Here is a 14,973-nt window from a genome sequence, read left to right as displayed (position 1 = left end):
CTTATTCTCAACACAAGGACTCGTTTCATAAACTATTTAGCTACCTCTTCTTTCGGCATTACCATACCTTTATAAAGTTGAACAGTTATCCAGTAATAAATGAAATAAATGACTAAGAAAATTCCTATTGGCACCCACACTTTCACAAACGGGTCAACTAATATAAAGCTAAATAAGTTAAGCCCTACTAAAACGTGAGAAATGCCAATGATCGCTGGGAAGATAAATAAATATGAAATTTCTTTATATATACTTTTCGTTAACATACTGCGTCTCACACCAATTTTTCGTAACATTTCATAACGGCGTACGTCGCGAGAAGCACCTGTTAATATTTTGAACATAAGGGAACTTGCCATCATTGCTAAAAAGGCAATTCCGAGGAAAAATCCCATAAACATTGTTCCGCTCATGAAGCTGTTCATAAACTGATAAATTGTCATTTTCGTAAATAAGTCTACCTTTTCACCTGTTGCTTTTTCAATTTGTGCTTTTTGTCTCTTGTCTATTTCGATCAATAACGGTTTATATTTTTTCATATCATCTACTTTTGCTAATATTACAGTGTGTTCTGTTCCTTGAATTCCTTTATAATGCTCTTCGTCTGCAATTCTTACTGGTTTTCCGCTAAATTGATTATGCGTAATTTGTATCTCTCTTACAACTGCGTCTTCCCAATCCTTTGGCATACGAGGGAATTTTGCTAATTCAGGAGCCTCTAAAGCTGAATATACAGGTTCAGTTAAAGGTTCAGTCACACGTTTACGAACAGGCTCTTTTAACGTTTTTGTATCAAAATGGTCTGAAACAAGTGGTGGTTTCGCAGTTAAGTCGTTACGTAAATAATAAACCGCTTCTCCATCTACTTTATATTTGTACTTGCTTTCTTCAACAATTTCCATTTCTTTTAAGGCAGCTTTGTCTTGATCATTCGAATCATGAATTACAACATCATATACACGAGAAAAGTCTGTCATAATACCTACATTTTTTTGGAACGCCATACCTGCCGTCATCGCACCTGCGCCTAATGCAATTAACATAGCTACAGTACCTAATACTCTCGATAAACTATTTACTCGAAAGCGTAGCTGTGCATATGTAAAACTATTTAAGCCCGTTTCATTTCGTTTTTTATTCCCCTTAATTTTCATCACAAAAAATGGGAGTAATGAACTAAAGATAAAATATGTTCCAAGTGTTGTAACGATGGTTGCTATAATAAAACCTAATTCAGCATATATCTTTACATTGATCATAAAATAGTACCCTGTACTTACTAGTAATACACCAAGTACTGTCATTATAATAATGCGAGTTTTACTTTTCTTCACTTCATCTAGTGTTTCATCTTCACGAATTAATTCTAGTTCAGTTTTACGTAACAATCGGACACTGTTCATTACGCCAGTAATGAAAAATAGTATTAAGAAGAAAATAGCTGTAACTAAAATTGCTGGTGTGTATACAGATGCGTAACTACCTTTTGCTGAAATTTCCATTCCATTCATTAAAAGGTTCCCTGCTACACTTGCAAGTAACATCCCTACTAAAATACCGATAATAATACTAACAATACCCATACCGAATGTTTCAATAAATAATAACTGTGCTACTTTTTTCTTTTTCGCACCAAGCATCATGTACATACCGAGTTCTTTTCTTCTTAACGTGAGCAAGAAAGAGTTGGCATATATAATATAAAATACAGTAATGAAAGATAATAGTATTGCACCTACCCAAAAGACGAGTCTAATACTACTAATTAGACTATTATCTTTCGTAAATTCACTATTCATCGCCATTGTTTGGAACATGTAGAAAATACTAATACTAATAACAAGGCCAATAAGTAAAACCATATAATCTTTTAACATCTTTTTCATACTATGACGTGATAATTTAAATAACATAGTTTCGCCCCCTACTTAGACTCAGCAGCTGAGCCCATATGAGCGAGCACACCTAAAATGTCTTGATAGAAATTCTCTCTAGTGCCTTGACGATTTAATTCTTTATAAAGAAGACCATCTTGAATAAATAAAATACGCTCACAATAACTTGCACTAAATGCATCGTGTGTAACCATTAAAATACTTACATTATGATTTTCATGTAAATCTTGCATCGCTTCTAATAAACTTTTTGCATTTTTACTATCAAGCGCTCCTGTCGGTTCATCTGCTAATACAATTGCTGGATTATGTACTAAAGCTCTTGCCGCCGCTGTTCTTTGCTTTTGTCCTCCAGAAACCGCAGTCGGATATTTTGTTAAAATTTCAGTGATGCCTAATTTTTTTGCAACGTCATTTACCTTTCCAGTAATCTCACTTGACGGTACGCCTTGCAAAGAAAGTGGTAAAGCTATATTTTCATAAATTGATAAGTTTTCTAGTAGATTAAAATCTTGAAAAATGAAACCTAATTTTTGAGAGCGAAAATCAGATAACGCATTGCCCTTCATAGAAGTAATATTTGTACTAGCTATCGTCACACTACCACCTGTCGCTTGGTCAAGTGTACTTATCACATTAAGTAAAGTCGTTTTTCCAGAACCAGAAGGTCCCATGATCCCGACAAATTCTCCTTCTTTAATACTTAACGATACACCCCTTAATGCTTTTGACTGATTCTCATTTCTTTTCCCATACGTTTTTTCTACACTTTCTACAGTAACTACATTTGTTGACATCTCTTTCACTCCATCCCTTTTGTATAAAATCAATTTCTCACATATTTCTTATTATTTTGTCATGTAAATTCTTAAGAATTTTTTAATTATTCATTCAATAAGAGTTACACCTTTAACATGAACCTATTTCCTATTTCATATTCTCATTTTTCTACAACTCGTTCCCTCGATTTCGCTTACATTTACCTTACATTTTTGTAAGATAAAAAAGAAAACACACTAATTTCTAATAGTGTGTTTTCTTTACAATCAATATTTTCTATTCTTTATTTCTTCTTCAATACTTGCCACAAATACATCTAGCGCAACAACTTCTGACTTCTCTTCTCCATATTTACGTACATTTACAGCTCCGTTTTCCATTTCCTTATCCCCAATAACAAGAACATACGGTACTTTTTGCATTTGTGCTTCTCTTATTTTATATCCTAATTTTTCATCTCGTGCATCTTGTTCAACACGAACTCCAGCTTGTGCTAATTTATGTGCAATCTCATTGGCATATTGTTCATGTACTGCATTTGAAACTGGAATTACTTTCACTTGAACTGGTGCCACCCATGCCGGGAACGCACCTCCAAAGTGCTCAATTAATATTGCTAAGAATCGATCTAATGACCCTAAAACTGCCCGATGAATAACAACTGGTCTTTTCTTTTCATTATTTTCATCTATATAATTTAAATCAAACTTCTCTGGCATTTGGAAATCTAGCTGGATTGTTCCGCACTGATGACTTCTATTTAAAGCGTCTTTAATATGAAAATCGATTTTCGGTCCGTAAAATGCACCGTCACCTTCATTTAGTCTGTATTTATAATTCAATGAATGTAATACATTTTCTAATGACGCCTCTGCTTGCTCCCATAATTTATCATCCCCCATTGAATCTTCTGGACGAGTAGAAAGCTCTACTTCATATTCGAATCCCAAAGTTTTATAGACGTAATCAATTTGCGCCATTACGGATTTTATTTCATCTTCAATTTGTTCTGGAGTTACAAATAAATGAGCATCATCTTGGCAGAAAGTACGTACTCTTAATAATCCGTTTAATGCCCCGCTAAATTCATGTCGGTGTACTTGACCGAACTCACACATACGAATTGGTAATTCACGATAAGAATGCAATTTATTTTTGAACATTAGCATATGACCAGGACAATTCATCGGTTTTAATGCAAAGCTTTTATTGTCTACTTCTGAGAAATACATGTTATCCTTGTAATGTCCCCAGTGTCCTGATTTCTCCCATAATTCTTGGTTCATCATAAACGGAGTACGTACTTCTTGATACTTATACTCTTTTTGAATTTCTCTTAAAAATGCTTCTAATTCATTTCGGATAATCTGTCCTTTCGGTAAATAAAATGGCATTCCCGGAGCCTCTTCTGAAAACATAAATAACTCCAGCTCACTACCTAACTTACGATGATTTCTCTTTGCGGCTTCTTCAACGAAATGTAAATACTCTTCTAATTCTTTTTGGGAAGAGAATGCAACACCATATATACGCTGAAGCACTTGGTTATTACTATCACCTCGCCAATATGCACCAGAAACTTGAGTTAATTGAAATGCTTTCAAATAACCTGTTGATGGTAAATGTGGTCCTCTACATAAATCTACAAATTCACCTTGTTTATATAGTGTTACACTTTCCCCACTAGGAATTGCTTCTAAAAGTTCTAATTTCAAGCGATCGTTCATTTTTTGAAACAGTTTTGCTGCTTCTTCTCGAGAAACCTCAACTCGTTCTATCTTTATATTTTCATTTATAATCTTTTTCATTTCTTTTTCGATTTTTCGTAAATCTTCTACGTTTACACTACTTGGAAGATCCATATCATAATAAAATCCATTTTCAATAACAGGCCCCACCCCAAGATTTATATCACCATACATTCTTTTTACAGCTTGCGCTAAAATATGTGCCGCAGAGTGTCTTGCAATTTCTACACCTTCATTTGAATCTATAGTAATGATTTCTACTTCCGCATTTTCTTCAATATTTCGGCGTAAATCATATAACCCATCATTTACTTTCCCTGCGACTGCTTTCTTTTTCAAACTACTGCTAATGGATCCCGCAATTTCTTCTAAAGTAACTCCATTTACAAATTCTTTAACGCTACCATCTGGAAATTTAATTTCAATCATTTGTTCTTTCATTTTTCATCTCTCCATTTCATAATAAAAAGCACACTCATCCCTAAAATAGGGACGAGCGTGCTTTTACCCGTGGTTCCACCCAGATTCCCATTGTAAACAACAATGGCTTCTTTTACGGTAACGTCGTTTATACGGCACTAGATACTTAATTTCCCCAGTGCAGCTCTAAGGTGGTAAGTTATTTTTCTGCGTTAGGAAGTTCTCAGCTTTCCTTCCCTCTCTGTATAACCGGGTAAAATAACTCGTGTCCTTTTCTTCGCTTATTATGAAATTGAATGCAAAAAAGCATATTCATCCCTAAATATAGGGACGAATATGCTTATATCCGTGGTTCCACCCAGATTCCCATCACAAAAAACATAATGGCTTCTTTTGCGATAACGTCGCTTACACGGCACTAGATACTTAATTTCCCTAGTGCAGCTCTAAGGTGGTAAGTTATTTTTCTGCGTTAGGAAGTTCTCAGCTTTCCTTCCTTCTCTGTATAACCGGGTAAAATAACTCGTGTCCTTTTCTTTGCTTTTAAAAGTACATCCATTAATTGTTATTTACTATATCTTATTCATTTTATTTTTGCAAGTGTTTAAAAATGATTTTTTTTTAATAAAAAAAGAAACCAAAAATAGATTTTTGGTTTCCCTTCTCAATTTTACCAATCTTGTGGTTCGTAATTTAAGTCTGCAAATAGACGTCTTTTCTCTTTCTTCGATAAATCTCTCCATTGTCCAACTGGTAAATTATTCAATTCGATATTCATAATTCTCGTACGTTTTAACGTGTATACTTGATAACCTAAAGCTTCACACATACGGCGAATTTGACGATTTAGCCCTTGCGTTAAAATAATGTTGAACTCATATTTTGATAACTGTGTGATCTCACAAGGAAGTGTTTTTGTACCTAGAATTTTAACACCCGCTGCCATTTTCTCTAAGAAATCAGGAGTAATTGGCTTATCTACTGAAACGATATATTCTTTCTCATGTTTGTTTTCAGCACGTAAAATTTCATTAACGATATCACCATCATTCGTTAACAAAATTAAACCGTCTGAGTCTTTATCAAGACGTCCAATGTGACTAATTCGTAAAGGATGATTCACTAAATCGATAATATTACCTTTTACTGCTTTTTCACTCGTACATGTAATACCTACTGGTTTATTTAAAGCGATATATACGTGATCTCGAGCAATTCGAAGCTGCTCTCCATTTACTCGTACATCATCACCTGGATTTACTTGGTCACCAATTTTTGCAACCTTACCGTTAATAATTACTCTTCTCTCATTAATTAGTTTATCCGCTCCACGTCGAGACGCTTTTCCAGCTTCACTAATAAATTTATTGATACGCAAATTAGGCACATCCTTTTCTAAAAAAAATTTCAAGCTCACACTGCTTCTACCGTACAATACAAAAGGGTAAGCCTCCTATTATAACTTAAATATATTAACATGAAAGGGTATATAACGTCTTCTATTAATTACTTGTTTATAAGAAAATATCGTTATTATACAATCATTTATGCACTTTTTCATCGTTTAATATACAAGCCATTCTTCCTTACATACAGCTTGTTTTCCTTTTATCTCTTCTATATCTTCATGAATATTAGCTAATTTATATAAATCTGGGAAAATCTCTTCCACATAATGTTGGTGCGCTATTTCATCTTTCCAATACGTTAACACTATGTAACGATTTTCATTTTTTAAAGACTTTCCAACTACTCCACCTAGCATTCCTTTTGCTTTTTCCATTCCTTTATTCCAAATTGTTTCTTGCTTATGTAAAAAATGCTTTTCCTTTTCCAACTTTACATCACATATAGCAACTCTTACGAATGCTCCCTCTACTACAACGTCTTTCAAATGCATATCAGTTATATCATACAACGTTTGAAATAATTCAATTTCACATGAAAGAAACGTATCCTCTTGATTACTATTTAAATAAATTGTATCGTGAGCACCATTCATAAATGATTGATATGCACTTCTATCTTCCCATAAAGTAAATACACATGCCTCATCTTCATTCCATCCACCAAATTGTCCATGAAAACCATCTAGGTGCTGTATATCACGCCATTTTTCTTGCGCACTGGAAAACAATTCTTTTTTCTCTTCTTCCACCTTACAGTAGATTGTTTTTAGTAACATTTTTAATTCCCCCTTATGATTCGATCCATTTACTTACTCGAAGTTTGATGCCCCTCCGTAAATGCTGTAAGTTGATTACCGAAATACTTAGCTTGTAAAAAGACATCTAGAATATAAAAATTCAAATCTCTTGCTTCGCTTTCTTATTCCACTTGCAGTTTACATAACATAATTATACCTTACTGATTATCTATATCATTCAATAAAACATCCTATTTTTTATACTTGGTAAACTATCCACTTATTTTCATAAGAAATACTATTTTATTCTATACGCATAATAAATTTAATTCAAACAATTCAGAATTAAAAACTAAAAAAGATAGGAAGTAAACAATCCTACAATATCATCTACTCCCTATCTTTTTTATCATCAATTATTTTTCAAATATAGAATACGTAATTTCTCCTGGATAATGTAATACAGTTACCTTCCGCTCCCCTTTTTTAAAACTAACAGTATGCCCGTTTTCCCCTAAGTTCTCCCATCCATTTGCTTTTGTAATAGGTATTACACTTATATATTGATAGTCCTCTTCCTTATCATCGTTAATATGAATTGCTGACATTGGTACTGGAAAACCTTTAATTTTAGATTCTTTATTCATAAATATGAATGCAATTAAACCAACTAATAACATAGCCATTGAAATATTTGAAACTAGTTTTCTTCTATTCATTTTCACTAAAAACCCTCTTTTCTCACATATAACTTTCATCATTTTACTAACTTTAATTATTTATGTATAGAAAAGATATAATTTAAATCATTTCTAACCTATTTTCTCTACTTCAAACAACATTATTGTTATATATTATAATTATAAGTTTTTAAATTTTGGAGGCGTTACATATTGCAGAAATTATTTTTTACTAAATGGACAGTTATTATTTCTATTTTCATCATTTTCGGTACAATTTTCTACGTTACTAATGTTAAAAATAACAACGAAAAAGCACCTGTAGAAACAGCGGATACAAAAACTTTCAAAACGAAATTACAACCTAAAATTAATGAATTGACTACTACTTATAATAACATCATCGAAAAAGATTGGTTGCCTGCCTGGGAAGAGATTAACACGAATGGAGATTCAGTAGATCGAAATAAACTATTAATTACAATGAATGCTGTTTCCAAGCAGTATGAAACAATTATGAACGAAATAGACACACTTAAAATTGAAGAAAACATAGCAGATATAGATATACAAAAACAACTAATTCAATTCACAACCCAGTTTAAATCCGCATCAAACTTCATGAAAGATGCAGCAAATTTGATTATAGACGGAGCAAATAACTCTACTCCAACCAATGAAACTATTGAAAAAACAAAACAAGCTTTAGGACTTGCGGATCAACATATTGTCATCGCTTTATCTACTTTAAATGAAGTTGAAGATAAATTAGGACTTACAAAAAAATAAAACTATTTACTATTTTAAAATAAAAAATGATTGCAATTCACAATTTGTATGTCTATAATGTTTTTATTGATTTACAATCAATGTGTTTGTAAATTTTATAATTCGGATGAACCATTCAGGAGAAGGTCTATTGATCTACCGACGGGGCAAAAAGTTGTTATACCAACTTTGAAACTCTCAGGTCTTGGTTACAAGTAGAACTGCATGGGGACGAATCTCTGGAGAGACTCCCTCTCGCTTTTATATAGCGCGGAGGAAAACGAGCACCGAAGGAGCAAATCCGCTACTTTAGCGGATAATCTCTCAGGTAAAAGGACAGAGACAAGCGAAAGAAAAAGCCGATTGTATCGGTTTATTTTTCTATCCCTTGTTTCTCCAGAGACCATTTCATTTACTTGAAGTGGTTTTTATTTTTTCTAAAAAAGGAGAATAAAGATGGAGACAGTAAGTAAAGTATTAGAACAACTGAATCAATACGTGTGGGGATTACCAACTTTGTTGCTACTCGTTGGAACTGGTGTCATTCTCACAGTGCGTTTAAAAGGTTTACAGTTTAGTAAACTATTATACGCTCACAAACTAGCATTTAAAAAATCAGAAGATACCTCTTCTTCTGGAGATATTAGTCACTTCCAAGCACTTATGACAGCTATGGCCGCAACGATTGGTATGGGAAATATCGCTGGTGTTGCAACAGCTGTTACTATAGGTGGACCTGGTGCAATATTTTGGATGTGGATTACCGCATTGTTCGGTATGGCAACAAAGTATGCTGAAGCAATACTTGCAGTGAAATACCGTGTTAGTAATGAAAATGGTGAATATTCAGGTGGACCAATGTATTATTTAGAACGTGGTTTAGGTAAGAAATGGCTGGCAGTATTATTCGCTATATTCGGTACAACTGCTTCTTTCGGTATTGGTAATATGGTGCAATCTAATTCAGTTGCAGAGGCAATGCGAATTAATTTCTCTTTCCCTCCTGCTTTAACTGGTATACTAATGGCATTTTTAATCGCAATTGTTATTTTAGGCGGTGTAAAAAAAATCGGGAAAGTGACGGGATATGTCGTTCCTATTAAAGCTTTCTTTTATATAATTGCTGGTCTTATAATTATTTTCTATCACTACGACCAAATTCCAGAAGCATTTTCACTTATTTTTTCTGGTGCATTTAATGGTACAGCAGCTGCTGGTGGTTTTATTGGGACAACAGTTGCATCAGCTATTCAAATCGGAATGGCGCGTGGTGTATTTGCGAACGAAGCTGGTTTAGGGAGTGCACCAATTGCTGCGGCGGCTGCAAAAACTGATTCACCTGCAAAGCAAGCCTTAGTTTCAATGACTGGTACTTTTCTAGATACGTTTATTGTATGTACAATTACAGGACTAGTATTAATTACTACAGGTGCTTGGAAATCTGGTAAAACAGGCGTTGAAGCTACAACACTTGCATTCCAATCTGTATTTGGTACTGCTGGTAGTATGATTCTCGGTATCGCAATTATTTTATTTGCCTACTCTACTATTTTAGGCTGGTCGTATTATGGAGAAAAATGTGTAGCTTATTTATTCGGAGAAAGTGCTGTTAAATATTATAAAGCAATCTTTATCGTCATGATTGCAATTGGTGCTAATTTAAAGCTAGGAATCGTATGGACATTTGCTGATATTGCAAATGGACTTATGGCCATTCCAAACTTAATTGGTCTAATTGGATTAAGTAGTATTGTTGTTGCTGAAACGAATCGCTTTTTACAAGCAGAGAAATTGAAAGAAAATAATAAAAAACAGGCAAGTTAATCTATGAAAAAAGGAATGACTCATACATGATGAGCATTCCTTTTTTCATCCCCTCTTTTACTTAATTACTATCATTAAAAATATATTTATATCAATGTTTACTCCTTTTTATTCCTCCAAAAGTTTTTCACATAAATGTCATAAATCGTATGGTCTAACTATATAGTTGAAAAGGAATGCGACATTAAAGTGTCGCTGAAAAACTCATCCAAGAAAAGGGAGGAAAAATCTTTTGAAAAACAAAATCATTGTTTTCCTATCAGTTTTATCATTTATCATTGGTGGTTTCTTCTTTAACACGAATACTTCAAGCGCTGAAACATCATCTACTGATTACGTTCCTAACCAATTAATCGTTAAGTTCAAGCAAAATGCATCTTTAAGTAATGTGCAATCTTTTCATAAATCTGTCGGAGCTAATGTCTTATCTAAAGATGATAAATTAGGTTTTGAAGTCGTTCAATTTTCAAAAGGTACTGTAAAAGAAAAAATAAAGAGTTATAAAAATAATCCAGATGTAGAATATGCAGAACCGAATTATTACGTTCACGCCTTTTGGACTCCAAACGACCCATATTTTAACAATCAATACGGATTACAAAAAATTCAAGCTCCACAAGCTTGGGATAGCCAACGAAGTGATCCTGGTGTAAAAGTAGCTATTATTGATACAGGAGTTCAAGGTTCACATCCTGATTTGGCTTCAAAAGTAATTTACGGGCATGATTATGTTGATAATGACAATACATCTGATGATGGTAATGGTCATGGTACACATTGCGCTGGAATTACTGGAGCACTTACGAATAACAGTGTCGGAATTGCTGGTGTTGCCCCACAAACTTCAATTTATGCTGTCCGCGTATTAGATAATCAAGGAAGTGGTACTCTTGATGCTGTAGCGCAAGGTATTCGAGAAGCTGCTGATTCAGGTGCAAAAGTAATTAGTTTAAGTTTAGGAGCTCCAAATGGTGGTACTGCATTACAACAAGCCGTTCAATATGCATGGAATAAAGGCTCTGTTATAGTTGCAGCTGCTGGAAATGCTGGAAATACAAAAGCTAATTACCCTGCTTATTACAGCGAAGTGATTGCAGTTGCTTCTACAGATCAAGCAGATAAGAAATCTTCATTTTCTACTTATGGTAGCTGGGTAGATGTTGCAGCACCAGGTTCAAATATATATTCCACATATAAAGGAAGCACGTATCAATCATTAAGTGGTACATCTATGGCAACACCTCATGTTGCAGGAGTCGCTGCCCTTTTAGCAAATCAAGGATATAGCAATACACAAATCCGCCAAATTATTGAGTCAACTTCTGATAAAATTAGTGGTACAGGTACGTACTGGAAAAATGGTAGAGTCAATGCACTTAAGGCTGTACAATACGCTAAGCAATTACAAGAAAATAAAGCTTCTTAAGAAAACTTTAATCAGTCGATCTACCATGAATGTGGAATAAAATAGAAGGAGAGACTTCTATAATTAAAGCCTCTCCTTCTTACAAACTATATTACTCTCCCTGCTTTTTAACCATATGTAAATACAGTACAAAATCCATCATTGTCGACGAATGACCAAGTTGACGGATCATCGCTGTTATATTTCCTCTATGATATGTACCATGATTTACGACATGTTGTACTAACTCTAAAATTGAAGTTTCTAATGCCTCTGCATATGGGTTCTCAATAACAAATACAGCATTCACGTCTTGTATTGTAATTAAAAAGTCTTTATATTGATTTGCCATGTTTTCAAACATTTTTTCTAATTCATGTAACGATTTAGTTTCAATTTGTTTTCGTAAATTTTCTCGGTCTTGTATTGCTTCATTCATACTTTTACCATGCAATATGTGTAACCACACTTGATCTGTAATATAAATATGCACAAAAGTATCCTTAATGGATGGGAATACACTCTGTATCTGCTCATTAAAAATTGTCTCATAGTTTGGTAACTCTTTTAATCGATTGAATAATCTAGTATTAGCCCAAGCATGGTAATCAAACTGTTTTAATATATAATCTTTCAATTTATATTACCTCCCTATTGTATGAAACGAATAATTTGTTTCTTCGTTTCCGATTCTCTATCAACCTTTGCAATCCCTTTTTCTTTCGTTTCATGTTTATTTATCGTTTTATATTTTACATACGTATGAAATTCCGTTTGAAATGGAAATGGTGTAATCCGAATTGTTTCCTCGTCCACCCATTCAGCTTGAATAAGTTTCTCATCCTTACTATTAAACATTTCTGTTCCTTCAAAACCATCTTTAAATAAATCAATTTCATCTTTCTTTTTTACACCAGGCTTATTCATACATACGTATAAAGAAAGTTCATCACAAAACTTTAATAATCTATAATGTTTATCAAACATCGCAAACTGTTCCTTTGTTAACGTTTTCAAAATTCTTTTTTGTCGTTCTAATTCATGTTTATAAAATGACATCATCTCTTCATCTTCCTCGTTTAGTGGAAATGATAAAAAATGTTTACTGCAAAGCAATGCCCCGTATGGATTAGAATTTTCAATTTCATTCAAGCCAATCGTATAAAAAACAAAACGTAATGGGCTTGGACAATCCATAAATGTATATGGAATATTTTTAGCATCATTTAAAATTGGTACTTTATCTAGCTCTATCCATCCTCTGTCATGCTCATATATTGCATCAACTGTTTCTTTTAAATATGTTTTACCTTCAAAGAAGTCTTCTTTTATATGCTTTGCAATCTCTCCAGCTAAAAAACCATGATCATGTTGACGAATTAATATACTTTCCTTCTCATTTTTTTCACGAAAAATCATTCGTATACTCCCCCTCATCCTCATACTAAAGCTTTTTATATGCATCGATTCTTAATTAATCCCCAAATAATAGAAGGGATTCAGTCTCTTGCAACGAAATTAACATAATTATATAGTATTATTTCTAATCATAGTGATAGCTTTATCTTTACTATCTATTATACTAAAACATTCATTCCAAAAATTTTTTTATGAGGTGAAAACATGAACAAAACAGAATTAATTAAAAACGTAGCACAATCAGCTGATATTTCTCAAAAGGACGCTTCTGCAGCTGTACAATCCGTATTTGACACAATTGCTAATGCATTACAATCTGGCGATAAAGTTCAATTAATCGGATTTGGAACTTTTGAAGTGCGCGAAAGATCTGCTCGTACAGGACGTAATCCGCAAACTGGCGAAGAAATTCAAATCGCAGCTGGTAAAGTTCCTGCATTTAAAGCAGGTAAAGAATTAAAAGAAGCTGTTAAATAAACAAGAAACCAGCCATTTTATAGGCTGGTTTCTTGTTTTTATTTAAGCAATTGCTCTATATTCTCTGCATGATACACTTCACAAATATAAAATACACATTTGCAGTTACTTACAATTTGATACTTTCTAGTTGGATACACATTCGCTGTAACAGAACATCCATCAAACAATTCGATAATATTTCCAGATGGCTGATATCCTTCATATAATACGTTTCTTCTTACTTCCATCTTTTCTATAAGCTTTTCAACAGGAATATTTCCACTCTCTAATTCACTCTTTATTGCGTCTGGTAAAAACGAAGTGTCTGCAAAAATTAGATTTTCAGATAACACCTTGCCTTTATAACTAACATTAGATACACGGTAAAGAAATGTTCCATCTTTATCAAAGAAATTCTTTGCTTCTTTCGGAATGTACTGTCTACCAAGTGCCTCTTGTTCAAGAACATCAAACTGAACTGTATCATTTAAAAGCTTTTCTAAAGCATGAATGGATGATGTATCTCCAGAAAATAAAATATTTTTAATTGCTTGTATGTTATAAGTGAATTCATTCTTTCTATTTTCCGCCACTAACATGAGGAACACCTCTTCTATAATTTTTTTATTTAAGATTTAAAAGTGCTACCGCGTCTAATTGCGTAATTTCAGTCACTTCCTTACTGAATACTGCAACAGAAGCCATATAATCTAAACTAGGTCTTACATCTTCCATCATTGTATTATCTGCCAACTCTTGCTTATCCTTAAAAACTAACAATTTTGGAGGATTATTTGGAGCTGATACTGTAATATGTACTGGTGGAATCAATAGTCCTTCGCCTGTCGCTTTCAGCACCGCTTCTTTTCGAGTCCAATATGTTAAAAAACCTTCTATTTTCTGTTCATTTGGTAGTTTCATAACTTGCGCTATTTCAATGTCTGTTAATACACCTTCTGCCATTTTCACAACATCTACATTTGGATTCATTTGTTCTACATCTATGCCAACAGGTGCAGATTTTGTAAATGCAACGACAACCCACTCACCTGAATGCGAAACAGATAATTGCGGCATACCTTCTGGTAATTGTGGTCTACCATGTTGCAATTTACATACGGAGCACATTCGATCAATTGGTACTTGGACTGGTGACATAGAAAGTATCTTGCCGAGAACTAATCTACTAATTACGCAACCTATTATAAAACGAGCTCGATCTGCCGAATGATGATACGAATTTGCTTTCTCTCGCTCTATATCATTTAGTAAATTGTAATGCCATGATTGTAAATCTGAAATTCTTGCCCACCATATTTGACAATCATTCTCATTCAAAGTTGGAACAGAATCTGCAACTTTACTTTCTATCATGTAAACTCTCCTTTATTCAACGAATATCAATTTTCATAAAAAAGCATACGTATAT

Annotated in this window: 14 protein-coding genes, 1 riboswitch and 2 other annotated features; of the genes, 4 read left to right on the top strand and 10 right to left on the bottom strand. The window is 33.5% G+C overall.

Translation table 11 applies throughout. The features are described from left to right. Positions 1-32: 32 nt before the first annotated feature. The 6 genes from AC241_RS11670 to AC241_RS11645 form a co-directional block, all read right to left on the bottom strand. A complete protein-coding gene (locus tag AC241_RS11670; RefSeq protein ID WP_050843478.1) occupies positions 33-1,913 on the bottom strand; it encodes an FtsX-like permease family protein in 1,881 nt (626 codons plus the stop codon). Between the two features lie 11 nt (positions 1,914-1,924). Continuing rightward, positions 1,925-2,692 carry an ABC transporter ATP-binding protein gene (locus tag AC241_RS11665; RefSeq protein ID WP_050843476.1) on the bottom strand — a complete coding sequence of 256 codons (768 nt, stop codon included), beginning with the start codon at positions 2,690-2,692 and terminating at the stop codon, positions 1,925-1,927. A 249-nt stretch (positions 2,693-2,941) separates the two neighbouring features. Then, on the bottom strand, positions 2,942-4,864 hold the full coding sequence (gene thrS, locus AC241_RS11660; protein WP_050843474.1) for a threonine--tRNA ligase: 1,923 nt from the start codon (positions 4,862-4,864) through the stop codon (positions 2,942-2,944). A gap of 44 nt (positions 4,865-4,908) precedes the next feature. Further along, positions 4,909-5,130: a binding site (T-box leader), on the bottom strand. Positions 5,131-5,166: 36 nt separating this feature from the next. Then, positions 5,167-5,390: a binding site (T-box leader), on the bottom strand. Positions 5,391-5,513: 123 nt separating this feature from the next. After that, positions 5,514-6,221 carry a pseudouridine synthase gene (locus AC241_RS11655; RefSeq protein ID WP_029442257.1) on the bottom strand — a complete coding sequence of 236 codons (708 nt, stop codon included), beginning with the start codon at positions 6,219-6,221 and terminating at the stop codon, positions 5,514-5,516. Positions 6,222-6,407: 186 nt separating this feature from the next. Next, positions 6,408-7,028, bottom strand: coding sequence for a YdbC family protein (locus AC241_RS11650; RefSeq protein ID WP_016081706.1), 621 nt, complete (start codon positions 7,026-7,028; stop codon positions 6,408-6,410). A gap of 377 nt (positions 7,029-7,405) precedes the next feature. Beyond that, the gene (locus AC241_RS11645) at positions 7,406-7,750 is read right to left on the bottom strand and encodes a hypothetical protein (RefSeq protein ID WP_043315206.1); all 345 of its coding nucleotides are present in this window, start codon (positions 7,748-7,750) and stop codon (positions 7,406-7,408) included. Positions 7,751-7,882: 132 nt separating this feature from the next. Here AC241_RS11645 and AC241_RS11640 point away from each other — a divergent pair, with 132 nt between their 5' ends. The 3 genes from AC241_RS11640 (at position 7,883) to AC241_RS11630 (ending at position 11,687) form a co-directional block, all read left to right on the top strand. After that, positions 7,883-8,458, top strand: coding sequence for a hypothetical protein (locus tag AC241_RS11640; protein ID WP_050843472.1), 576 nt, complete (start codon positions 7,883-7,885; stop codon positions 8,456-8,458). 208 nt (positions 8,459-8,666) lie between these two features. Continuing rightward, positions 8,667-8,787: riboswitch (glycine riboswitch) on the top strand. Between the two features lie 106 nt (positions 8,788-8,893). Beyond that, positions 8,894-10,261, top strand: a complete 1,368-nt coding sequence (locus tag AC241_RS11635; RefSeq protein ID WP_050843470.1) for an alanine/glycine:cation symporter family protein — start codon at positions 8,894-8,896, stop codon at positions 10,259-10,261. A 232-nt stretch (positions 10,262-10,493) separates the two neighbouring features. Further along, positions 10,494-11,687 (top strand): S8 family peptidase, encoded by a 1,194-nt coding sequence (locus tag AC241_RS11630; protein ID WP_043938680.1) that lies wholly within the window; start codon positions 10,494-10,496, stop codon positions 11,685-11,687. 91 nt (positions 11,688-11,778) lie between these two features. Here AC241_RS11630 and AC241_RS11625 read toward each other — a convergent pair whose 3' ends face one another. Continuing rightward, positions 11,779-12,303: a DinB family protein gene (locus AC241_RS11625; RefSeq protein WP_043938679.1), complete on the bottom strand. Its 525-nt coding sequence runs from the start codon at positions 12,301-12,303 to the stop codon at positions 11,779-11,781. Positions 12,304-12,317: 14 nt separating this feature from the next. Beyond that, on the bottom strand, positions 12,318-13,085 hold the full coding sequence (locus AC241_RS11620; RefSeq protein WP_043938677.1) for a DUF3891 family protein: 768 nt from the start codon (positions 13,083-13,085) through the stop codon (positions 12,318-12,320). 204 nt (positions 13,086-13,289) lie between these two features. On the opposite strand from AC241_RS11620, the gene AC241_RS11615 reads away from it, so the two are divergent. Beyond that, the gene (locus AC241_RS11615; RefSeq protein WP_001043905.1) at positions 13,290-13,562 is read left to right on the top strand and encodes an HU family DNA-binding protein; all 273 of its coding nucleotides are present in this window, start codon (positions 13,290-13,292) and stop codon (positions 13,560-13,562) included. Between the two features lie 38 nt (positions 13,563-13,600). On the opposite strand, the gene AC241_RS11610 is transcribed toward AC241_RS11615, so the two are convergent. Together AC241_RS11610 and sfp are read right to left on the bottom strand one after the other, a co-directional pair. Then, complete coding sequence (locus tag AC241_RS11610; protein WP_043938675.1) at positions 13,601-14,143, bottom strand: hypothetical protein; 543 nt, start codon at positions 14,141-14,143, stop codon at positions 13,601-13,603. Between the two features lie 25 nt (positions 14,144-14,168). Further along, on the bottom strand, positions 14,169-14,918 hold the full coding sequence (gene sfp, locus AC241_RS11605) for a 4'-phosphopantetheinyl transferase Sfp (protein ID WP_016081714.1): 750 nt from the start codon (positions 14,916-14,918) through the stop codon (positions 14,169-14,171). Positions 14,919-14,973 lie beyond the last annotated feature (55 nt).

The organism is Bacillus thuringiensis (assembly GCF_001182785.1).
GTDB lineage: Bacteria > Bacillota > Bacilli > Bacillales > Bacillaceae_G > Bacillus_A > Bacillus_A thuringiensis_S.
The sequence above is the reverse complement of the archived record's forward strand: the minus strand, read 5'-3'. Positions and strand labels throughout refer to the sequence as shown.

Excerpts from the sequence above, each read along its gene's own strand:
- AC241_RS11670 (WP_050843478.1), bottom strand. The coding sequence starts at position 1,913 with ATGTTATTTAAATTATCACGTCATAGTATGAAAAAGATGTTAAAAGAT.
- AC241_RS11665 (WP_050843476.1), bottom strand. The coding sequence starts at position 2,692 with ATGTCAACAAATGTAGTTACTGTAGAAAGTGTAGAAAAAACGTATGGG.
- thrS (WP_050843474.1), bottom strand. The coding sequence starts at position 4,864 with ATGAAAGAACAAATGATTGAAATTAAATTTCCAGATGGTAGCGTTAAA.
- AC241_RS11650 (WP_016081706.1), bottom strand. The coding sequence starts at position 7,028 with ATGTTACTAAAAACAATCTACTGTAAGGTGGAAGAAGAGAAAAAAGAA.
- AC241_RS11645 (WP_043315206.1), bottom strand. The coding sequence starts at position 7,750 with ATGATGAAAGTTATATGTGAGAAAAGAGGGTTTTTAGTGAAAATGAAT.
- AC241_RS11635 (WP_050843470.1), top strand. The coding sequence starts at position 8,894 with ATGGAGACAGTAAGTAAAGTATTAGAACAACTGAATCAATACGTGTGG.
- AC241_RS11620 (WP_043938677.1), bottom strand. The coding sequence starts at position 13,085 with ATGATTTTTCGTGAAAAAAATGAGAAGGAAAGTATATTAATTCGTCAA.
- AC241_RS11615 (WP_001043905.1), top strand. The coding sequence starts at position 13,290 with ATGAACAAAACAGAATTAATTAAAAACGTAGCACAATCAGCTGATATT.
- AC241_RS11610 (WP_043938675.1), bottom strand. The coding sequence starts at position 14,143 with ATGTTAGTGGCGGAAAATAGAAAGAATGAATTCACTTATAACATACAA.
- sfp (WP_016081714.1), bottom strand. The coding sequence starts at position 14,918 with ATGATAGAAAGTAAAGTTGCAGATTCTGTTCCAACTTTGAATGAGAAT.